A 19,725-nucleotide genomic window follows, 5' to 3' on the forward strand; every position below is an offset into this window, starting at 1 on the left:
GCCGCCGCTTCCGTGGCTTATTCGTAAACCGTACTGACACTGTCCGGCGACAGCGCCAGCCGCAAGGCCATCAGCGCATCGTCCGACGGCACCACACGCCAGTCAGGACCCAGCATGGCCTCGCACGAGGCCGCCGCCGACTGGTAGTGGATGCGCACCGGCAGACCCTGCGCACCGCTGGCCCGGGCCAGGTGCGGCATCAGCAGTTCACGCAACATCCCGGTCGACGAATTCCCATTCATCGACAACCGCACGGCGCTGGCAAACTTGACGCGTGCGGCCACCAGGTCCATCACCGATTCCGCCGTAAACCTGACCCCGCCGGTAAACATATCGTGCCGCGCATTCCCCGTGGCAATCAGCAGCTCGTCCTCGCGGAACATTTGCCGGTTGGCATCGAAGACCTCGTTGAACACCGTCATCTCGACCACCCCGGTGCCGTCGTCCAGCGTCACGATCAGCATCTTGCCGCGCTGGGTCATCTGCGTGCGGATGCCGGCGATCACGCCGGCGATGGTCTTGCCGCGCACGTCGCGGCCGAAGCCGCCGCCGTTGCCCTGCACTTCCTTTTCCAGCGCGGCCAGCGTGCCCTTGTTGAAGCGGCGGACCTCGTCGCGGTAGGCGTCGAACAGGTGGCCGGAGAAGTAGTAACCAAGCGCCTGCTTCTCTTCCTGCAGCGTGCGCTTGGCGCTCCAGCGCGCCTCGTCGAGCAGCTCGGGGCGGTGCGCTTCGCCGGCATCGCCCATCAGGTCGAACAGCGACACCTGGTTGGCGGATTCTGCCTTCTGCTCGGCGGCCTCCATCGCGATCGGGACCGATGCCAGCAGTTGGGCGCGGTTGTCATTCAGGCTGTCGAAAGCGCCGGCGCGGATCAGGGCCTCGATGGTGCGGCGGTTGACCTGGCGGCGGTCGACGCGCTCGCAGAAATCGAACAGATCGGTGAACGGGCGCTCCTCGCGCGCGCGCAGGATGTCTTCGATGGCGCCCTGGCCGCTGCCCTTGATGCCGCCCAGGCCATAGCGGATGGTCTTGGGGTCGGTCGGCGCGAAGCGGTATTCGCTGGCGTTGACGTCGGGCGGCAGCACCGCGAGCTTGTTGAGCTTGCAGTCCTCATAGAGGATCTTGACCTTGTCGGTGTCATCCATGGCCAGCGACATGTTGGCTGCCATGAATTCGGCCGGGTGGTGAGCCTTGAGCCACGCGGTGTAGTACGCCAGCAGCGCATAGGCGGCCGCGTGCGACTTGTTGAAGCCGTAGCCCGCGAACTTCTCCATCAGGTCGAAGATGTCGTCGGCCTGCTGCGCGGAGAGGCCGTTCTTGTCGGCGCCCTCGCGGAACATCACGCGGTGCTGCGCCATTTCCTCGGGCTTCTTCTTGCCCATGGCGCGGCGCAGCAGGTCGGCGCCGCCAAGCGAGTAGCCGCCGATGATCTGCGCCATCTGCATCACCTGCTCCTGGTAGACCATGATGCCGTAGGTCTCTTTCAGGACGGGCTCGACGCGCGGATCGGGATACTCCACCCTCTCGCGGCCGTGCTTGCGCGCGCAGAAGCTGGGGATCAGGTCCATCGGGCCCGGGCGGTAGAGCGCCACCAGCGCGATGATGTCCTCGAAGCGGTCAGGCTTGGCGTCCTTCAGCATGCCCTGCATGCCGCGGCTTTCCAGCTGGAACACGGCGACGGTGTTGGCAGTCTTCAGGATGTCGAAGGCCGGGCTGTCGTCGAGCGGGATATGGCTGCAGTTCCAGTCGGCCTTGCTGGGGTCCAGGCGGCGGATATAGCGCTCGGCCCAGTCCAGGATGGTCAGCGTGGTCAGGCCCAGAAAGTCGAACTTGACCAGGCCGGCGGCCTCGACGTCGTCCTTGTCGTACTGGCTGACCACGCCGCTCATGCCGTCGTTCTGCGCGCCCTGCGTGTACAGCGGGCAGAAGTCGGTCAGCTTGCCGGGCGCGATCAGCACGCCGCCGGCGTGCATGCCGACGTTGCGGGTCATGCCTTCGACGCGCTGTGCCAGCTCCAGCAGCTGGCGCACTTCTTCCTCGTTGTTCTCGCGCTCAGTCAGCAGCGGCTCTTCCTTCTTGGCCTCTTCGATGGTGACCAGCTTGCCCGGCTTGAACGGGATCAGCTTGGCGATGCCGTCGACAAAACCGTAGCCGAGGTCGAGCACGCGGCCCACGTCACGCACCGCGGCCTTGGCCGCCATGGTGCCGAAGGTGGCGATCTGCGACACCGCGTCCTTGCCGTACTTCTCCTTCACGTACGTGATCACGCGATCGCGGCCGTGCTGGCAGAAGTCGATATCGAAGTCGGGCATCGAGACCCGTTCCGGGTTCAGGAAACGCTCGAACAGCAGCGCGTACTTGAGCGGATCCAGGTCGGTAATGCCCAGCGCATAGGCCACCAGCGAACCGGCGCCCGAACCGCGGCCCGGTCCGACCGGCACGCCGTTGTTCTTGGCCCAGTTGATAAAGTCCGCCACGATCAGGAAGTAGCCGGGGAAGCCCATCTTGATGATGGTGCCGGTCTCGAACTCCAGCCGTGCGTAGTATTCCGGGCGCTTGGCCTCGCGCACAGCTTCATCGGGGAACAGCACCGCCAGGCGCTTCTCCAGGCCGTCCTTGGCCATGTGGACGAGGTAGTCGTCCAGCGACATGCCGTCGGGCGTCGGGAACAGCGGCAGGCGCGGCTTGCCCAGCTCCAGCGTCAGGTTGCAGCGGCGCGCGATCTCGACCGCGTTCTCCAGTGCCGAGGGGATGTCCGCGAACAGCGCGCACATCTCGTCCTGGGTCTTGAAGTACTGGTCGGTGGTAAAGCGCCGGGTGCGGCGCGGATTGGCCAGCAGCTCGCCCTCGGCGATGCACACGCGCGCCTCGTGCGCGGTGTAGTCGTCCGGCGTCATGAACTGCACCGGATGCGTGGCCACCACCGGCAGTTGCAGTTCCGCCGCGAGCTGCACGGCCTGCTGTACGTAGGCGTCGGTGCCGGCATTGCCGGCGCGCTGCAGTTCGATGTAGAAGCGCTGCGCGAATACCGTGGACCAATGCTGTGCCGCGCGGCGCGCACCGTCGGCATTGCCGTTGGCCAGCGCCATGCCAATATCGCCACCCATTGCGCCCGACAGGGCGATCATGCCGGTCGCCAGCGGCAGGTCGTCTTCGCCGGATTCCAGGAACCAGGCCGGATCGATCTCGGCGCGGCCGCGGTGCTGGTTGCCCAGCCACGCGCGCGAAAGCAGCATGCACAGGTTCAGGTAGCCGCGGCGGTCCTGCACCAGCAGCAGCAGGCGCGACGGCTTGTCGCGGTCCTCGGCGTTGGTGAGCCAGACGTCGGCACCGACCACCGGCTTCACGCCGCCGCCGCGTGCCTCCTTGTAGTAACGGATCAGCCCGAAGGCGTTGGCGAGGTCCGTCAGGGCGAGCGCGCCCATGCCATCGGCGGCAGCGGCCTTGACGGCGTCTTCCAGGCGGACGATGCCGTCCACGATGGAGTATTCGGAATGCAGGCGGAGGTGTACGAAGCGGGGTGCGGACATGGGCGACATTGTACCGGCTCAGCCCGCTGGCATGCCTCCGATATTGCGTGCAGGCGGCTTGGCGCGAGGGCCTGGCATAGCTGATCGGAGTGCTTGGGAATGCGCGGCGGCGGCGCCCGCACGGGTTATAATTTCGCCTTTCCAATCAGGCAGTTATCGCAAGCCGTCGGCGCCCTCCCGGACGCGGCCGTGCAGGCGCAGTCTCTCATGCAGATCGTCAATATTTCCGCTTACAAATTCGTCTCGCTGGACGACATCGAGACCCTGCGCCCGGCCATGCGCGAGCGCTGCGAAGCGGCCGGCCTGAAAGGCACGATCCTGCTCGCGCCGGAAGGCATCAATATGTTCCTGGCCGGCTCGCGCGCAGCCATCGACGGTTTCATGGCCTGGCTGCACGCCGATGCGCGCTTTGCCGATATCGCGCCCAAGGAAAGCCTGTCGGAGCACCAGCCCTTCAAGCGCATGCTGGTGCGCGCCAAGAAGGAAATCATCACCATGAAGATGCCGCTGATCCGCCCCGAGGAAGGCCGCGCGCCGTCAGTGCGGCCGGCCGACCTGAAGCGCTGGCTGGACCAGGGGCACGACGACGAAGGCCGCCCGGTGGTGCTGCTGGACACGCGCAATGATTTCGAAGTCGCGGTTGGCACGTTCGAAGACGCCGTCGAATACGACATCGCCAAGTTCAGCGAATTTCCCGAGGCAGTGGCGGCCCACAAGGCGGAGCTGGAAGGCAAGACCGTGGTGTCGTTCTGCACCGGCGGCATCCGCTGCGAGAAGGCGGCGATCCATATGCAGGAAGTCGGCGTCGAGCGCGTGTACCAGCTTGAGGGCGGCATCCTGAAGTACTTCGAGGAAGTCGGCGGCAGCCACTATCGCGGCGACTGCTTCGTCTTTGACTACCGCACCGCGCTGAACCCCAACCTGGAGCCGGCCGGCCCCAAGCAGTGCTTTGCCTGCCGCACGGTGGTCACGCCGGAGGCGCAGCAAAGCCCGCACTACGTGGTCGGCAAGAGCTGCCCCCACTGCATCGGCAGCAAGGACCAGGCCACAGCGTAAGAACCCGGCGGCTCAGGCCGCCAGCAGATGGTAAAGATTGCGCAGCATGCCCGCGGTGGCGCCCCAGATAAAGCGGTGGCCGCCAGTCTCGCGCGGATAGGGCATGGCGTAGAACACCCGCTCGCCGTCGACCCAGCGGAACAGGCGCCGTTCATGGTGGGACGGGTCCATCAGGAACGCGAGCGGCACTTCGAAGACATCAGCGACTTCCGAGGCATCCGGGCGCAGCGTGAAGCCGTCACGCACCAGCCCTACCACGGGGCTCACGTGGAAACCGGTGCCGGTGATGTAGTCCGGCAGCGCACCCAGCACTTCCACATAGTCGCGCGCCAGCCCCACCTCTTCTTCCGTCTCGCGCAGCGCCGTGTCGATTCGGTTGACATCCCATGACTCCTGCCGCCCGCCCGGGAAGCTGATCTGCCCGGCATGCGCGCTCAGGTTGGCATTGCGCTGCGTCAGCAGCACCGTCAGGCCGTCATGGCGCTCCACCAGCGGCACCAGCACGGCGGCGTCGCGCAGCCCGCGGCTGCGGTCATAGACGCGCGATTCATCGGTCAGCTCCGGCGCCCAGGCCGGCGGCACCTGGAAGCGGTGCCGGATAAAGTCGACCTGCAGCCGCGGCGCGCTCAGCGCGCCGTTGCCCAGGTCGGTATCGATGACAGGAAGGGATTCGGGATCGAAAGCAGGACGCATAACATCGCAAGTATGACAGAAGCGCGCATTCTGGCGCCGCAGCAAAAGCGCCTGCCGCTTCCACCGTTTGCGCCGCGCCAATGCAAAAAGGGCACCCTGGGGTGCCCTTCCTGAGGAAACGCTGGCCGGGCTGCCCCGGCCGGCATGCCCAGCTTACTGCGCAGCCTTGGCAGCGACAGCAGCCTTCGACACCAGCTTTTCCTTGATACGTGCGGACTTGCCCGAACGCTGGCGCAGGTAGTACAGCTTCGCGCGACGCACGTCGCCGCGACGCTTCACTTCGATGGCAGCGATCAGCGGCGAGTACAGCTGGAACGTACGTTCCACGCCTTCACCCGACGAGATCTTGCGCACGATGAAGGACGAATTCAGGCCGCGGTTGCGCTTGGCAATCACGACGCCTTCGTAGGCCTGCACGCGCTTGCGGGTACCTTCCACCACGTTCACGTTGACGATCACGGTGTCGCCAGGTGCGAATGCGGGGATGGTCTTGTTCGCGGTCAGACGCGCGATCTCTTCCTTCTCGATCTGCTCGATGATGTTCATCGTTTTTTCTCCGTAGCCATCGTGCCGGCGTTGTATGCCCCAGGCATTGCCCGGGCCCCGGCAGAGGATGGGGTTTTACCTGGCGGGGGTCTCCCCCCGCCCTTCCTTCGCCGCCCATTCCGACAAGAATTTCTCGTCGGCCCGGGTCAGCAAACCCTGTTCGCGAGCGGCCTCGATCAGGTCGGGGCGCTTGCTCGCGGTATTGGCCAGCGCCTGCTGGCGCCGCCATTTCTCGATCTCGGCGTGATGGCCCCCGAGCAGGATCTCGGGCACCCGCACGCCTTCATATTCTTCCGGCCGCGTGTAGTGCGGACAATCCAGCAGGCCGTTGACAAAGCTGTCCTGCACGGCCGACTGCGCATCGCCCAGCACGCCGGGCAAGTGCCGCACCACGGCGTCGATCAGCGCCATCGCCGGCAGCTCGCCGCCCGACAGCACGAAGTCGCCGAGGCTGATTTCCTCGTCCACGCGGCGGTCGATCAGCCGCTGGTCGATTGCCTCATACCTGCCGCACAGCAGGACCAGGCCCGGCCGCTCGGCCAGTTCCATCACCTTGGCATGCGACAGCGTCTTGCCCTGCGGCGACATCAGCACCACATGCGGCTTTGGCACGCCGGCCTGCGCCTGCGCCGCCACCGCGGCATCGATCGCGTCATCCAGCGGCTTGGCCAGCATCACCATGCCGGGGCCGCCGCCGTAAGGACGATCATCGATGGTGCGGTAGTTGTCGACCGTGAAATCACGCGGATTCCAGGTACGCAAGCCATACCGCTGCTGCTTGGCCGCCCGGCTGGTGATACCCCAGTCGGTCAGCGCGCGAAACATGTCGGGAAACAGCGTGATCACATCGAACTGCATCCGCTCTCTCCCAATCCCAATCCTGCGCCTATCCCGCACCATCGCGGGCACAGGCTCAGTAGTCGAGTCCCCAGTCCACCACGATGCGCCTGTCCGCGGTATCCACCGAGCGCAGGAACGCATCGACAAACGGGATCAGCCGTTCGCCGGCCTTGCCGTCAGGGAGCACGCAGGCCACCTGCAGGATCTGGTGGGCACCGTTGTCGATCAGCCCGGACACCTCGCCCAGCAACTCGCCTTGCTCGTTGCTGACGGTGCAGCCGATCAGGTCGACCCAGTAGAACTCATCTTCTTCCGGCGCGGGAAAATCCGCACGCCGGATCCACACGCGACGGCCCTTGAGCGCTTCCGCAAGATTGCGGTCGGCCACGCCGGACGCTTGCGCCACGACGGTGCCGCTGTGCTCGCGCGACTGCGCGATCTTTACGCAGACGGGCTGGGCACGCGACGCATCGGCCGCCACCAGCCCCGCCTGCGGCGGTGCCAGCAGCCACCAGCGGCGGGCATGCAGCAAGGCCGAAGCATCATCGGCATGCGGCAAGACCTTGATCCAGCCACGGATGCCGTAGGCAGCGCCAATATAGCCGACCTCCACCAGGTCTTCCGGCAGGGGGTCGGCATACAGGAGCGCCGCGGGCAGTTTGCAAGCCTTTTGCGGCTCGCCCGGGGGCTGAACCAGCGGTCGGTTCAGCGGTCGGGCGGCGCCCTGCTTTCGTTCAGTCACGTGTGCAATAAGAACGCGCCCGGCCGGCCGTAAAAACGGCTCGACGGGGCGCGCTGCAGGCAGCTATCAGGCAGCAGCCTTGGCTGCGCCTTGCTTGACCAGGCGGGCAACGGTCGGCGACAGTTGGGCGCCAACGCCTTGCCAGTAGGCCAGGCGGTCTTGCGACAGGCGCAGGCCTTCTTCACCTTCCGTAGCCAGCGGGTTGTAGAAACCAACGCGCTCGATGAAACGACCATCGCGACGGTTGCGCGAGTCGGTGGCGACGATGTTGAAGAACGGGCGCTTCTTGCTGCCGCCGCGAGCCAGACGGATAACGACCATGGAATGATTCCTCAGAAAACGGGGTGTTCGAGGACGTTCGAACACGAAACGCAAGAGTATAGCCCAATTACCGAGGCCAAACAAACACTTAGGTGATTGACGCGCGCCTGCCGTGCAGGCATCGTGGCAAAAACCGCGACAGGAGGCCCGACATGCGCCCGGCTCTGCACTTCATGGCACGCACCGTACGGCCTACGGCCCTGCTCGCCATTGTACTGCTGGCAGGCACCGGGTCCGCGCCGGCCGCCCTGCCGCTGGACCAGGTCCGGCTGCCGCCTGGTTTCCGCATCGAGGTGCTGACGCAGGACGTGCCCGGCGCGCGCGCCATGGCGATGTCGCCGTCGGGCACGCTCTTCGTCGGCTCGCGCAGCGAAGGCAAGGTCTACGCAGTGACCGACGCGCTGGGGGCCCGGCCGCGCGTGCGCACGGTCGCCACCGGGCTGCGCATGCCGGTCGGCGTGGCGTTGCACGACGGCAGCCTGTATGCGTCCTCGGTGTCGAAGATCGTGCGGATCGACCATATCGAGGCCAGCCTCGACAAGCCGCCGGCACCAACGGTGGTGAGCGACCGCTTCCCGACGGACGGGCACCACGGCTGGAGATTCATCGCCTTCGGTCCCGACGGCTACCTCTACGTGCCGGTCGGCGCGCCATGCAATATCTGCGCGCCCGACGAGAACCGCTACGCCAACATCATGAAGATGAAGCCCGACGGCAGCGACCTGCAGGTGGTGGCACGCGGGGTGCGCAACACCGTCGGCTTCGACTGGCACCCGGCCACGCGCGAACTGTGGTTCACCGACAACGGCCGCGACCGCATGGGCGACGACGTGCCCGACGACGAACTCAACCGCGCCACCGCTGCCGGCCAGCATTTCGGCTACCCGTACTGCCATGCCGGCGCGGTTGCCGATCCCGAATACGGCAGCCAGCGCCCCTGCGCCGAGTTCGTGCCGCCGGTGGCCCGCCTGGGCGCGCACGTGGCGGCCCTGGGCATGCGCTTCTACACCGGCACGCAATTCCCGGCGGCCTACCGCAACAACGTCTTCATTGCCGAGCACGGCAGCTGGGACCGCAGCGAGCCGTCCGGCTACCGCGTGGTCCGCGTGGCGCTCGACGATGCCGGCAAGGCGGTGCACCAGGAAGTGTTCGCGCAGGGCTGGCTGCGCGGCGGCAGGCCGTGGGGCCGCCCGGTCGACGTCCTGGTTGCGCCGGACGGTTCGCTGCTGGTCAGCGACGACCTTGCCGGGGCCATTTACCGCATCCGCTACCGACCCTGAACCCCGCTGAAAACCCCACGGAACGGGGGTCTGGGGGGGGCGAAACAATCCGTTACACCGGTAACGGGATTGGCATAGGCGCCCCGATGACCCATGCGTACCATGAACCCATCTTCCAACAGCAACACAGCGCGTCAGGAACCTGGGAATCCGCATGCTCACCCGCTCTCTCCTGCGCGACCTGGTGGCTGGCATCCTGGTGGCCTCGGGCCTGGTCGGCGCGGTTGCCGCCAGCCATGCCCAGGTCGCGTTCTGGCAACAAGTACGGCCCGATGGCCGGTCCGCACGGATGCAGCCGCAGCCCCGCGACGGCTGGCAGATGGCCAGCGTGCGCGCCGAGAGCCGCGAGCACGTGCAAGCCCAGATCGACCGCATGGAGGCACGCGCCCGTGCCGACGACCGCCTGAGCGGGCGCCGCGCCGCGCTGGCTGGTGCCCGCGACGACAACCGCGGCCGGGGCCAGGAACGCGACAACCCCAATGAAGCCCGCAACGACTCCCGGCCAGGCAACGTCGGTCCCGGCTGGCAGGCACGTGGCCGCGACAATGGCCGATAAAGGTCGCTGCTGACGGCTGTCGGCACAACCCCGCCCATTGCTGCACTGCCCAACGGTCTTTCGGCTGTTCGCGGAACTCCTCCCCCGCTCCCCGTGTCTCTATTTAAGTGTGTGCCCCGCTTTCCGGGTGCCACGCACAGGCTGCCGCCCGGCGCTGCCCGGGGCTCACAGCGTGCCGTCCAGTGCAGACGGCAATCGAACTGACCTGCCTCTGCCCGACACCTCCTGCCGGACCCGATCAAGACGGCCCGGGCGCAGCCTCCAGAAAGACAATAACAATAATTCTGTGAGGTTTATCATGTCATCCCTTCTTAGCGACCTGGCCGAACACGCCGGCCAGTTATCGCTGTCAATCCTGTTCATGGGCATCCTGACCCTGGTCCTCTACGGCGAAACCCATATCAGCGAGCACGCGGCTGCCTTCCTGGACGGCCTGCAGTCCGGCTGGCATTAGCGCCGTCCTGCGCGTCTTCTGACGCACCTCCCTTTCTTGCGCTGACTGCCGGCGTACAATGTGGGCCGGCCGGTACTCGTGTGCCGCCGTTCCTGTGCCGGTGCATTGCCGGCCCGCAACCGCCGGATATCCGACCATGCCTGCAGCCACGCCAGCCCGCCATGCCTCCACGCTCGCCTCGCCGCCCGCCCGCGGCAAATCGAAGCTGCTGACCGTGGCGCTGGCGTTCCTGTTCGGCAGCCTGGGCGCGCATCGCTTTTACCTGGGCGGCCTGCGCGACCCGTATGGCTGGGCGCACCTGCTGGCGCTGCTGGCGGGCGCGATCGGCGTGGCCTCGATGGCGACCGGCGCGGGCACCCCGGCGCTGACCTTCGCCGTCGCCGGCGGAGCCTCCGTCATCAGCGCCTTCCTGGCGGCCATCGTCTACGGGCTGCGCCCGGACGACAAATGGGACGCACGCTTCAACCGGCACGGCAAACCTACGCGCTCCGGCTGGCCGGTGGTGATCCTGGTGATCCTGTCGCTGCTGATCGGCACCGGCCTGCTGATGGCCGGGCTGGCGATCAGTTTCCAGACCTTCTTCGAATCGCAGGTCGAGGCCGCCCGCGCGTTGTCGCAATAGCGGCCGCGGCGACATTGGCGCCGTGCATTTCGACCTGCTCGACATTGCCGTCTTCGTCCGCGCCGCGGCACTGGGCAACCTGTCGGCCGCCGCGCGCGACCTGGGCTTGTCCACCTCCACCGCCAGTGCCCGTCTGGGCCGGCTGGAACAGTCGCTGGGCAGCCGCCTGTTGCATCGCACCACACGCCGGCTGGCACTCACCGCCGACGGCGAACGCTTCCTGCCGCATGCGGAGCAGTTGCTTGCCACCGCGGATCTGGCCAGCGCATCGGTCGGCACCAGCGCCGAGTACCCGCGCGGGCCGTTGCGCGTGACCGCGCCGGCGTCCTTCGGGCGCCAGCATGTCTCGCCGGCGCTGCCCGAATTCCTTGCCGCCTATCCCGACATCGCGCTTGACCTGCGCCTGACCGACCAGGTGATCGGACTGGTCGATGCCAGCATCGACGTGGCGCTGCGCATGGGCGTGCTGCCCGATTCCACGCTGGTGGCACGCGCGCTCGCACCCAGCCACCGCGTGATCTGCGCCTCACCCGCATACCTGCAGCGCCATGGCGTGCCGCGCCACCCGGACGACCTGCGCTAGCACAACTGCCTGGTGCTGGCCGACCAGTCGGCGTGGCGCTTCAATACGCCGCTGGGCGAGACCGTGGTGAACGTGCGGGGCAACCTGCGCGTGGACAACGGCGAAGTGCTGCGCGACGCGGTGGTGGCCGGCGTCGGCATCTCGCTCAAGTCGACCTGGGATGTGGGCCCGCTGTTGCGCAGCGGCGCGCTGGTGACGGTGCTGGACGAATACCCGGTGGTGCCGGCAGTGTCGATCTGGGCAGTGTTTCCCAGCCGGCACCTGGTACCGCCCAAGACACGCGCCTTCGTGGATTTCTTCGCCGAGCGCTTCGGCAACCCGCCCTACTGGGACCGGCCCGATACCTAGGGCGCACTGCGCGCTTGCGCACGATCAAGGCCGGCGTAAACGGCGGCTCCCCTTTCCGTCAATTGGCCCATACTGGAAGAGCCGTCCGATTCCGGCGGCGTCACGCGCGGCGGGGCCACACCCTGGCGCAAAGGAGCAAACATCGACATGCCAACCTATGAGGAAGGACGCCTGGCGGCGATCGCTGTCAGGCTGGCGCTGTCCTCGGGACTGCCGCCATCGAGCGCGAAGGCCGCGCTGGAACTCGCCAGCAGCATGATCGGCGACCAGCAGGCCACCGAGCGCGCTCAGAAGACTCAGAACAGCGAACCCTGCGGATCGTCCTTGCCGCGGGGCCCCCTGACTGGCGGGCGGAAACGCGACGTATCCAGCTCGAACCGGTTGTAACGGAAGCCTAGCCGTTCGGCGGCCTTGTAGAAACGCTGGCGCAGCAAGTCCGCCCACACGCCCGTACCGCGCATGCGCGAGGCAAAGCTGGCATCGTAGGCTTTGCCCTCGCGCATGTCACGGACGCGGTTCATCACCCGTTCCGCGCGGTCGGGAAAATGCGCCAGCAGCCATTCCTCGAACAGCGGCCGCACTTCCCAGGGCAGCCGCAGCACGATGTAGTTTGCATAGACGGCGCCCGCTTCGTGCGCCGCTTCCAATACACGCTCCAGGTCGGGTTCGGTGATGAACGGGATCACCGGGGCGATGCTCACACCCACCGGGATGCCCGCGTCGGTCAGCGTGCGGATGGTGCGCAGCCGGCGCGACGGCGTGGCCGCGCGCGGCTCCAGCGTGCGCGCGATGCCGGCGTCCAGCGTGGTGATGGTGACCGCCGCCACCGCCAGCCGCTTCGCCGCCATCGGCGCGAGCAGGTCGATATCACGCTCGATCAGCGACGACTTGGTGATCAGGGCGACCGGGTGGTCGCACTCCTTTAGAACCTCCAGAATACCGCGCGTGATGCGCTGCTCGCGCTCGATCGGCTGGTAGGCGTCAGTGTTGACGCCCAGCGCGATGGTCTCGCAGCGGTACGACGGCCGTGCCAGCGTCTCGCGCAGCCGCTCGGCGGCGTTGGCTTTGGCATAAAGCTGCGTTTCAAAATCCAGCCCCGGTGACAGGTCCAGGTAGGCGTGCGTCGGCCGGGCGAAGCAGTAGATGCAGCCGTGCTCGCAACCGCGGTAGGGGTTGAGCGAGACATCGAATGGGATGTCGGGCGATGCATTGCGCGTCAGGACCGAACGGGCGCGCTCGATATGGACTTCCGTGCGCAGCGGCGGCAGCGGGGCTGCTTCCGGCGGCGGTGCGGCCTCGATGGTACGCGGTGCCTCTTCCGGTGCACTGCCCCAGCCATCGTCGAATGCTTCACGCAGGTCGCGCTCGAAACGCCCCTGCAGGTTGCTCACGGCGCCCCGGCCCTTGCGCGCCACGGCCGGCCGCTGGCCTGCCTGCGGCGCGAGCGCGTCCGGGTCGGCATCGGGCCGCGTCGGGCGGCTGCTGGCGGGCTTGGGTTTCTGCGGGGGGCGCTCCATGCTGGCCTTGGTCACACTGCCTGGCTCTTTTCCTCGACGGAAATCGCCAGCGTCTCCTTGATCTCTTCCATCACCACATAGCTCTTCGACTGCGCTGCGCCGGGCAGCTGCAGCAGGATATCGCCCAGCAGCCGGCGGTATTCGCCGATCTCGCGGATGCGCGCCTTGATCAGGTAATCGAAATCACCCGAGACCAGGTGGCATTCCAGCACTTCCGGGATGCGCAGCACCTCGCGCCGGAACTGCTCGAACATATTGCCCGACTTGTTGCCCAGCGAGATCTCGACGAACACCAGCAGCGCGCTGCCCAGCAGCGCCGGGTTCAGCCGCGCGTAGTAGCCCATGATGACACCATCGCGCTCCAGTCGCTTGACGCGCTCGATGCAGGGCGTGATGGTCAGCCCGACCGCCTCGGCCAGGTCCTTCATCGACATCCTGCCGTCGCTTTGCAGCGCCATCAGGATCTTGCGGTCGAGCCGGTCGAGGGTGCGGGTCGGCTGCCGACTCGTTCTCATGAGTTTTTCCTGTTTTCCTGAGAAATTCGGTAACTATGACTGGATTGTATTCAATAGTATAGAGACAAATCCTTCATCTACTCGTCATCGCAGTTGGAGCCCCCGAACATGCGCGTTCTCGTACTTGGCAGTGGCGTTATTGGCGTCACCAGTGCGTGGTACCTGGCCAAGGCCGGTCACGAAGTGACCGTCGTCGACCGCGAGGCGGGTCCCGCGCTCGGCACCAGCTTTGCCAACGCGGGACAGATCTCGCCCGGCTATGCGTCGCCGTGGGCCGCGCCCGGCGTGCCGCTCAAGGCGATCAAGTGGATGTTCCAGGAACACGCGCCGCTCAGCATCCGTCCGGACGGCACGCTGTTCCAGCTGCAATGGATGTGGCAGATGCTGATGAACTGCAGCGCCGGGCGCTACGCCGTCAACAAGGAGCGCATGGTGCGGCTGGCCGAGTACAGCCGCGACTGCATCCGCGCGCTGCGCGCGGAAACCGGCATCGCTTACGAAGGCCGCCAGCAAGGCACGCTGCAGGTGTTCCGCACCGAAGAGCAGCTGCAAGGCGCGGCCAAGGACATCGCCGTGCTGGAAGAAGCCGGGGTGCCCTACCAGTTGCTTTCGCGCGAGGAACTCGCCGCGAGCGAACCGGCGCTGGCCGCCGTCCGCCACAAGCTGGCCGGCGGCCTGCGCCTCCCCAATGACGAAACCGGCGACTGCGCGCTGTTCACGCAACGCCTGGCCGGCATGGCCGGGACGCTGGGCGTCAGGTTCCTGTACAACCGATCGATCGACAGCCTGATGACCCAGGGTGACGCCGTCACCGGCGCCGTGGTCAACGGCGAGCCGATGGCCGCCGACCTGGTGGTGGTGGCGCTGGGCAGTTGGTCGAGGCAACTGGTCAAGCCGTTCCTGTCGGGCATGTCCAACCTGCCGGTCTACCCGCTCAAGGGCTTCTCGATCACGGTGCCGATGACCGATGCCTCGCGCAGCCCGGTTTCCACGGTGCTGGACGAGACCTACAAGGTCGCCATCACCCGCTTCGAAGACCGCATCCGCGTGGGCGGCATGGCGCAGATCGTCGGCTATGACCGCAGCCTCGATCCGGCCAAGCGCCGCACGCTCGAACACGTGGTGACCGACCTGTTCCCGGGCGCCGGTGATGTCAGCCGCGCCACCTTCTGGACCGGCCTGCGCCCGATGACGCCGGACGGCACGCCCATTGTCGGCCCGACCCAGGTGCGCGGCCTGTGGCTGAACACCGGCCACGGCACGCTGGGCTGGACCATGGCCTGCGGCTCGGGCAAGCTGCTGTCGGACCTGGTCTCGGGCAAGTCGCCCGCGATGCGCGCCGACGACCTGTCGGTAGGCCGCTACCTGAAGCCCGCGCGCCAGCACCTGGCACCGCGCCCGGCTGCCGCCTGACCCAGACACCGTCCCGACCAGCAAAAAGGGCGACCCCGCAGGGTCGCCCTTCTTACGTCTGCGCGCCGCGCGTGGCGCTCAGAACTGCTCGGCGGTCAGCGCATTGACCGGCGCCCCGCCGCTGACGACGGCATCACGCAATGCCGACGCCTGCGACAGGATGTGCTCGGCGAAGAAATGCGCGGTCGCGATCTTGGCATCGTGGAAGGCAGGATCCTCGGCGCGCTTGGCATCGGCAGCCAGCATCGCACGGCCGAACTGCCAGCCGGAGAACACGATGCCGCACAGCTTCAGGTAAGGCACGCTGCCGGCAAAGACGGCGTTCGGGTCGGACTTGGCATTGGCCACAACAAACGCCACTACGTCTTCCAGCGCCACGCGGCCCTTGGCCAACTGCGCCTGCACCGCAGTGAACGCGGTGCAGCTGTGCTTGCCCAGCGCGGCCTCGGTCTCGGCGATCTGCGCGCAGATCGCGCGTGCCACGGCGCCGCCGTCGCGCACGGTCTTGCGGCCGATCAGGTCGTTGGCCTGGATTGCCGTGGTGCCTTCGTAGATCGGCAGGATGCGCGCATCGCGGTAGTGCTGCGCCGCGCCGGTCTCCTCGATAAAGCCCATGCCGCCGTGCACCTGCACGCCCAGGCTGGTGACATCGATCGACAGCTCGGTGCTCCAGCCCTTCACCACCGGCACCAGGAACTCGTAGAAAGCCTGGTTCTGCCTGCGCACGGCCTCGTCGGGATGCTGGTGCGCGGCGTCGCTGGCGGCCGCGGCCACGTAGGCCACGGCGCGTGCGCCTTCGGTCAGCGCGCGCATGGTCATCAGCATGCGCTTGACGTCCGGGTGGTGGATGATGGTCACCGCCTCGCGCGCCGAACCATCGACCGGGCGGCTCTGCACGCGCTCGCGCGCAAAGCCCACCGCCTGCTGGTAGGCGCGTTCGGACACTGCGATGCCCTGCATGCCGACCGAGAAGCGTGCCGAGTTCATCATGATGAACATGTACTCGAGGCCACGGTTCTCTTCGCCGACCAGCGTGCCGATGGCGCCGCCATGATCGCCGAACTGCAGCACGGCCGTGGGGCTCGCCTTGATGCCCAGCTTGTGCTCGATCGAGACGCAATGCACGTCATTGCGCTCACCGGTGCTGCCATCGGCGTTGACCATGAACTTCGGCACGATGAACAGCGAGATGCCCTTGACGCCCTCAGGCGCGGTGGGCGTGCGGCCCAGCACCAGATGGACGATGTTCTTCGCCATGTCGTGCTCGCCGTAGGTGATGAAGATCTTGGTGCCGAACACTTTGTAGGTGCCGTCGCCCTGCGGCTCGGCACGGGTGCGCACCGCGGCCAGGTCCGAGCCGGCCTGCGGCTCGGTCAGGTTCATGGTGCCGGTCCATTCGCCCGAAATCAGCTTCGGCAGGAAGGTGGTCTTCTGTTCATCCGTGCCGGCCGTCAGCAGCGCCTCGATGGCACCGTCGGTCAGCAGCGGGCACAGCGCGAACGACAGGTTCGCGCTGTTCAGCATCTCGTTGCAGGCGGTGGCGATCAGCTTGGGCAGGCCCTGGCCGCCAAACTCCTGCGGATGCAGCACGCCCTGCCAGCCGCCCTCGCCGAACTGGCGGAACGCATCCTTGAAACCAGGCGTGGTGGTGACCACGCCATCCTTCCAGCTGCTCGGATCCAGGTCGCCGGCGCGGTTCAGCGGCGCGACGACCTGCTCGTTGAACTTGGCAGCCTCATCCAGCACGGCCTCGGCCGTTTCCGGCGTGGCTTCTTCGAAGCCCGGCAGTTTGCTGACGGCCTCAAGCCCGGCCAGCTCGTTCATGACGAACAGCATGTCCTTGATCGGCGCACGGTAAGTCATCGATGTCTCCCAACATGTATGAAAAAGCCGTTCGCGGGTCACCCCCGGAACGGCTCGTACTTGCTACCCGTGCCGGCCGCCTGGCGGCCGGCGAGGCATCAGCCCAATGCTGCCACCAGCTCCGGCACCACGGTGTTCAGGTCGCCCACCAGGCCGTAGTCGGCCACGGAGAAGATCGGGGCTTCGGCATCCTTGTTGATCGCAACGATCACCTTGGAATCCTTCATGCCGGCCAGGTGCTGGATCGCGCCGGAGATACCGACGGCGATGTACAGCTGCGGCGCGACGATCTTGCCGGTCTGGCCGACCTGGTAGTCGTTCGGCACGAAGCCGGCGTCCACGGCGGCGCGCGAAGCGCCCAGCGCGGCGCCCAGCTTGTCGGCCAGCGGCGTCAGCACCTTGGTGTAGTTTTCACCCGAACCCACGCCACGGCCACCCGAGACGATGATCTTGGCGGCGGTCAGCTCCGGACGGTCGTTCTTGGCCACTTCGCGCGAAACAAACTGCGAAACGCCTGCGTCGGCCACGGCCGGCAGGGTCTCGACGGCAGCCGAGCCACCTTCGGCGGCAGCGGCGTCAAAGGCGGTGCCGCGCACGGTGATGACCTTGATCTTGTCTTCCGACTTGACCGTGGCAATGGCGTTGCCGGCGTAGATCGGGCGCTCGAACGTGTCCGGGGCGTCGACCTTGGAGATTTCCGAGATCTGGGCCACGTCCAGCTTGGCAGCCACGCGCGGCAGGATGTTCTTGCCGTACGGGGTGGCCGGGGCCAGGATGTGCGAGTAGTCGTTGGCGATGGCCAGCGCCTGCTCGGCCACGTTCTCGGCCAGGCCGTCACCAAAGTACGGTGCGTCGGCCAGCAGGACCTTGGTCACGCCGGCGATCTTGGCGGCGGCATCGGCCGCGGCCTTGGCGTTGGCGCCGGCGACCAGCACGTGCACGTCGCCGCCGCACTGGGCAGCGGCAGTCACGGTGTTCAGCGTGGCGGCCTTGATGGATTGATTGTCGTGTTCAGCAATGACGAGTGCAGTCATGTTATTTCTCCCCCGCGCTCAGATAACCTTGGCTTCGTTCTTCAGCTTCTGCACCAGCGTCGCGACGTCCGGCACCATCACACCCGCGCTGCGCTTGGCAGGCTCGACCACCTTCAGGGTCGACAGGCGCGGCTTGACGTCGACGCCGAGGTCTTCCGGCTTGACGATATCGAGCTGCTTCTTCTTGGCCTTCATGATGTTCGGCAGCGTCACGTAGCGCGGCTCGTTCAGGCGCAGGTCGGTCGTGACCACGGCCGGCAGCTTGAGCGACAGCGTTTCAAGGCCGCCATCGACTTCACGCGTCACCGAGGCCTTGCCGTCGGCAACCACCACCTTCGAGGCGAACGTGGCTTGCGGCAGCCCAGCCAGCGCGGCCACCATCTGGCCGGTCTGGTTGGAGTCGTCGTCGATGGCCTGCTTGCCCAGGATCACCAGTTGCGGCTGTTCCTTGTCGATCAGCGCCTTCAGCAGCTTGGCCACGGCCAGCGGTTGCAGGTCTTCGTTCGATTCCACCAGGATGCCGCGGTCGGCACCGATGGCCATCGCGGTGCGCAGGGTTTCCTGGCACTGCGTGACACCGCACGAGACGGCGATCACTTCGGTGGCAACGCCGGCTTCCCTCAGGCGCACGGCCTCTTCCACGGCGATTTCGTCGAAGGGGTTCATGCTCATCTTCACGTTGGCCAGATCGACGCCACTGCCGTCCGGCTTGACGCGGACCTTGACGTTGTAATCCACCACCCGCTTGACTGCGACGAGTACTTTCATGCGCTCACTCCACTGATAGCTGATAGTCAGAAATTTTGTTCGCTCGTCATTATAACCACCGGGTTGGCGGCTCTCCTGTTTTTCGAACGATCGTACTATTTTATCGGCAAAATGATGCCGGGCATAGCCCGGCAGATCCCAGCCGTCCGACGATTGTGCCGCAAACCGGGGCTTGCGGGCATCGTCTGATTGGATGAAAGCCTCAAAGTGACGTCGGCTTACCAGGCGGTAATGACCGAGTCCTTGAAGGTCGATGTGACGTATTGCTTGATTTCCGGCGAGTGGTAGGCCTTCACCAGCTTGGCCACCCAGGGCTTGCTCTTGTCGGTCTCGCGGATCGCGATCAGGTTGGCGTACGGACCCTTCGGGCCTTCGATGGCAATGGCGTCCTTGATTGGCGACAGGCCGGCCGATTCCGCGTAGTTGCCGTTGATGGCAGCGGCATCCAGGTCATCCAGCGAGCGCGGCAGCTGCGCGGCGTCCAGCTCGACGATGCGGATCTTCTTCGGGTTCTCGACGATGTCCAGCGGCGTGGCCTTCAGGCCGGCGTTGGGCTTGAGCTTGATCACGCCCTTGCTTTGCAGCAGCAACAGGCCGCGCCCGCCGTTGGTGGGATCGTTGGGCACGCCCACGCGCGCGCCCTGCTTGAGCTGGTCGAGCGACTTGATCTTCTTGGAGTACACGCCCATCGGGAAGGTCACCGTATAGGCGATGTGCGTAAACTTGTAGCCGCGGTCCTTGATCTGGGCTTCCAGGTACGGCAGGTGCTGGTAGCTGTTGGCGTCCAGGTCGCCGGCAGCCAGCGCGGCGTTGGGCTGGATGTAGTCGCTGAACTCGACCACCTGGATGTTCAGGCCGTCCTTGGCGGCGACCTTCTTCACCTGTTCCATGATCTGGGCGTGCGGGCCGCCGGTCACGCCGATCTTGATCGGCTTTTCCTGGGCGACGGCGCCGGTGGCCAGCGTTGCGCCGATCGCGGCGCCGAGAATCCATTGCAGCAGGTTGCGACGTTGCATGATATGCGTTCCTGTTTCAGAAAATAAT

At 66.5% G+C, this 19,725-nt stretch carries 18 protein-coding genes and 1 pseudogene; 7 read left to right on the plus strand and 12 right to left on the minus strand.

Features of this window, described 5'->3' with window-relative positions:
* Window positions 1-17: 17 nt before the first annotated feature.
* Window positions 18-3,530 carry a DNA polymerase III subunit alpha gene (gene dnaE / locus ACW4E8_RS26440; protein ID WP_456807222.1) on the minus strand — a complete coding sequence of 1,171 codons (3,513 nt, stop codon included), beginning with the start codon at window positions 3,528-3,530 and terminating at the stop codon, window positions 18-20.
* Between the two features lie 207 nt (window positions 3,531-3,737).
* Between dnaE and ACW4E8_RS26445 the strand changes: the two genes are divergently transcribed.
* Window positions 3,738-4,586: a sulfurtransferase gene (locus ACW4E8_RS26445; RefSeq protein ID WP_456807223.1), complete on the plus strand. Its 849-nt coding sequence runs from the start codon at window positions 3,738-3,740 to the stop codon at window positions 4,584-4,586.
* Window positions 4,587-4,598: 12 nt separating this feature from the next.
* On the opposite strand, the gene ACW4E8_RS26450 is transcribed toward ACW4E8_RS26445, so the two are convergent.
* The 5 genes from ACW4E8_RS26450 to rpsP all read right to left on the minus strand — a co-directional run bounded on the left by ACW4E8_RS26450 (window position 4,599) and on the right by rpsP (window position 7,728).
* Window positions 4,599-5,279 carry a CoA pyrophosphatase gene (locus ACW4E8_RS26450; protein ID WP_456807224.1) on the minus strand — a complete coding sequence of 227 codons (681 nt, stop codon included), beginning with the start codon at window positions 5,277-5,279 and terminating at the stop codon, window positions 4,599-4,601.
* Between the two features lie 153 nt (window positions 5,280-5,432).
* Window positions 5,433-5,825 carry a 50S ribosomal protein L19 gene (gene rplS, locus ACW4E8_RS26455; RefSeq protein ID WP_340523941.1) on the minus strand — a complete coding sequence of 131 codons (393 nt, stop codon included), beginning with the start codon at window positions 5,823-5,825 and terminating at the stop codon, window positions 5,433-5,435.
* 75 nt (window positions 5,826-5,900) lie between these two features.
* Window positions 5,901-6,683 carry a tRNA (guanosine(37)-N1)-methyltransferase TrmD gene (gene trmD, locus ACW4E8_RS26460; protein ID WP_035822286.1) on the minus strand — a complete coding sequence of 261 codons (783 nt, stop codon included), beginning with the start codon at window positions 6,681-6,683 and terminating at the stop codon, window positions 5,901-5,903.
* 55 nt (window positions 6,684-6,738) lie between these two features.
* Window positions 6,739-7,362, minus strand: a complete 624-nt coding sequence (gene rimM / locus ACW4E8_RS26465; RefSeq protein ID WP_456807293.1) for a ribosome maturation factor RimM — start codon at window positions 7,360-7,362, stop codon at window positions 6,739-6,741.
* A 111-nt stretch (window positions 7,363-7,473) separates the two neighbouring features.
* Window positions 7,474-7,728, minus strand: coding sequence for a 30S ribosomal protein S16 (gene rpsP, locus ACW4E8_RS26470; RefSeq protein WP_078195596.1), 255 nt, complete (start codon window positions 7,726-7,728; stop codon window positions 7,474-7,476).
* 152 nt (window positions 7,729-7,880) lie between these two features.
* Here rpsP and ACW4E8_RS26475 point away from each other — a divergent pair, with 152 nt between their 5' ends.
* The 5 genes and pseudogenes from ACW4E8_RS26475 to ACW4E8_RS26495 all read left to right on the plus strand — a co-directional run bounded on the left by ACW4E8_RS26475 (window position 7,881) and on the right by ACW4E8_RS26495 (window position 11,571).
* Window positions 7,881-9,008: a PQQ-dependent sugar dehydrogenase gene (locus ACW4E8_RS26475; RefSeq protein WP_456807225.1), complete on the plus strand. Its 1,128-nt coding sequence runs from the start codon at window positions 7,881-7,883 to the stop codon at window positions 9,006-9,008.
* A 154-nt stretch (window positions 9,009-9,162) separates the two neighbouring features.
* The gene (locus tag ACW4E8_RS26480) at window positions 9,163-9,564 is read left to right on the plus strand and encodes a hypothetical protein (RefSeq protein WP_013955877.1); all 402 of its coding nucleotides are present in this window, start codon (window positions 9,163-9,165) and stop codon (window positions 9,562-9,564) included.
* A gap of 298 nt (window positions 9,565-9,862) precedes the next feature.
* Window positions 9,863-10,018, plus strand: a complete 156-nt coding sequence (locus tag ACW4E8_RS26485; protein WP_456807226.1) for a hypothetical protein — start codon at window positions 9,863-9,865, stop codon at window positions 10,016-10,018.
* A 136-nt stretch (window positions 10,019-10,154) separates the two neighbouring features.
* Complete coding sequence (locus tag ACW4E8_RS26490) at window positions 10,155-10,640, plus strand: NINE protein (RefSeq protein ID WP_456807227.1); 486 nt, start codon at window positions 10,155-10,157, stop codon at window positions 10,638-10,640.
* A 22-nt stretch (window positions 10,641-10,662) separates the two neighbouring features.
* Window positions 10,663-11,571 (plus strand): annotated as a pseudogene (locus tag ACW4E8_RS26495) (LysR family transcriptional regulator).
* A gap of 296 nt (window positions 11,572-11,867) precedes the next feature.
* Here ACW4E8_RS26495 and ACW4E8_RS26500 read toward each other — a convergent pair.
* Together ACW4E8_RS26500 and ACW4E8_RS26505 are read right to left on the minus strand one after the other, a co-directional pair.
* Window positions 11,868-13,088 carry a PA0069 family radical SAM protein gene (locus tag ACW4E8_RS26500; protein ID WP_456807294.1) on the minus strand — a complete coding sequence of 407 codons (1,221 nt, stop codon included), beginning with the start codon at window positions 13,086-13,088 and terminating at the stop codon, window positions 11,868-11,870.
* Between the two features lie 11 nt (window positions 13,089-13,099).
* Complete coding sequence (locus ACW4E8_RS26505) at window positions 13,100-13,603, minus strand: Lrp/AsnC ligand binding domain-containing protein (RefSeq protein WP_340523957.1); 504 nt, start codon at window positions 13,601-13,603, stop codon at window positions 13,100-13,102.
* 108 nt (window positions 13,604-13,711) lie between these two features.
* Here ACW4E8_RS26505 and ACW4E8_RS26510 point away from each other — a divergent pair, with 108 nt between their 5' ends.
* Window positions 13,712-15,016: a D-amino acid dehydrogenase gene (locus tag ACW4E8_RS26510; protein WP_456807228.1), complete on the plus strand. Its 1,305-nt coding sequence runs from the start codon at window positions 13,712-13,714 to the stop codon at window positions 15,014-15,016.
* Window positions 15,017-15,094: 78 nt separating this feature from the next.
* On the opposite strand, the gene ACW4E8_RS26515 is transcribed toward ACW4E8_RS26510, so the two are convergent.
* The 4 genes from ACW4E8_RS26515 to ACW4E8_RS26530 form a co-directional block, all read right to left on the minus strand.
* Window positions 15,095-16,879: an acyl-CoA dehydrogenase gene (locus tag ACW4E8_RS26515; RefSeq protein WP_456807229.1), complete on the minus strand. Its 1,785-nt coding sequence runs from the start codon at window positions 16,877-16,879 to the stop codon at window positions 15,095-15,097.
* A 98-nt stretch (window positions 16,880-16,977) separates the two neighbouring features.
* Window positions 16,978-17,913 (minus strand): electron transfer flavoprotein subunit alpha/FixB family protein, encoded by a 936-nt coding sequence (locus ACW4E8_RS26520; protein WP_456807230.1) that lies wholly within the window; start codon window positions 17,911-17,913, stop codon window positions 16,978-16,980.
* 18 nt (window positions 17,914-17,931) lie between these two features.
* Complete coding sequence (locus ACW4E8_RS26525; protein ID WP_456807231.1) at window positions 17,932-18,681, minus strand: electron transfer flavoprotein subunit beta/FixA family protein; 750 nt, start codon at window positions 18,679-18,681, stop codon at window positions 17,932-17,934.
* 218 nt (window positions 18,682-18,899) lie between these two features.
* Complete coding sequence (locus tag ACW4E8_RS26530) at window positions 18,900-19,697, minus strand: MetQ/NlpA family ABC transporter substrate-binding protein (RefSeq protein WP_456807232.1); 798 nt, start codon at window positions 19,695-19,697, stop codon at window positions 18,900-18,902.
* Between the last annotated feature and the right edge of the window lie 28 nt (window positions 19,698-19,725).

The organism is Cupriavidus sp. CP313, assembly GCF_054072015.1.

What these genes read in the sequence shown, in the direction of transcription:
- rpsP (WP_078195596.1), bottom strand. Translation starts at nt 7,728, where the DNA reads ATGGTCGTTATCCGTCTGGCTCGCGGCGGCAGCAAGAAGCGCCCGTTC.
- ACW4E8_RS26485 (WP_456807226.1), top strand. Translation starts at nt 9,863, where the DNA reads ATGTCATCCCTTCTTAGCGACCTGGCCGAACACGCCGGCCAGTTATCG.
- ACW4E8_RS26450 (WP_456807224.1), bottom strand. Translation starts at nt 5,279, where the DNA reads ATGCGTCCTGCTTTCGATCCCGAATCCCTTCCTGTCATCGATACCGAC.
- trmD (WP_035822286.1), bottom strand. Translation starts at nt 6,683, where the DNA reads ATGCAGTTCGATGTGATCACGCTGTTTCCCGACATGTTTCGCGCGCTG.
- rplS (WP_340523941.1), bottom strand. Translation starts at nt 5,825, where the DNA reads ATGAACATCATCGAGCAGATCGAGAAGGAAGAGATCGCGCGTCTGACC.
- ACW4E8_RS26500 (WP_456807294.1), bottom strand. Translation starts at nt 13,088, where the DNA reads ATGGAGCGCCCCCCGCAGAAACCCAAGCCCGCCAGCAGCCGCCCGACG.
- ACW4E8_RS26515 (WP_456807229.1), bottom strand. Translation starts at nt 16,879, where the DNA reads ATGACTTACCGTGCGCCGATCAAGGACATGCTGTTCGTCATGAACGAG.
- ACW4E8_RS26475 (WP_456807225.1), top strand. Translation starts at nt 7,881, where the DNA reads ATGCGCCCGGCTCTGCACTTCATGGCACGCACCGTACGGCCTACGGCC.
- ACW4E8_RS26530 (WP_456807232.1), bottom strand. Translation starts at nt 19,697, where the DNA reads ATGCAACGTCGCAACCTGCTGCAATGGATTCTCGGCGCCGCGATCGGC.
- ACW4E8_RS26525 (WP_456807231.1), bottom strand. Translation starts at nt 18,681, where the DNA reads ATGAAAGTACTCGTCGCAGTCAAGCGGGTGGTGGATTACAACGTCAAG.
- ACW4E8_RS26505 (WP_340523957.1), bottom strand. Translation starts at nt 13,603, where the DNA reads ATGAGAACGAGTCGGCAGCCGACCCGCACCCTCGACCGGCTCGACCGC.
- ACW4E8_RS26445 (WP_456807223.1), top strand. Translation starts at nt 3,738, where the DNA reads ATGCAGATCGTCAATATTTCCGCTTACAAATTCGTCTCGCTGGACGAC.
- ACW4E8_RS26520 (WP_456807230.1), bottom strand. Translation starts at nt 17,913, where the DNA reads ATGACTGCACTCGTCATTGCTGAACACGACAATCAATCCATCAAGGCC.
- ACW4E8_RS26490 (WP_456807227.1), top strand. Translation starts at nt 10,155, where the DNA reads ATGCCTGCAGCCACGCCAGCCCGCCATGCCTCCACGCTCGCCTCGCCG.
- ACW4E8_RS26480 (WP_013955877.1), top strand. Translation starts at nt 9,163, where the DNA reads ATGCTCACCCGCTCTCTCCTGCGCGACCTGGTGGCTGGCATCCTGGTG.
- dnaE (WP_456807222.1), bottom strand. Translation starts at nt 3,530, where the DNA reads ATGTCCGCACCCCGCTTCGTACACCTCCGCCTGCATTCCGAATACTCC.
- ACW4E8_RS26510 (WP_456807228.1), top strand. Translation starts at nt 13,712, where the DNA reads ATGCGCGTTCTCGTACTTGGCAGTGGCGTTATTGGCGTCACCAGTGCG.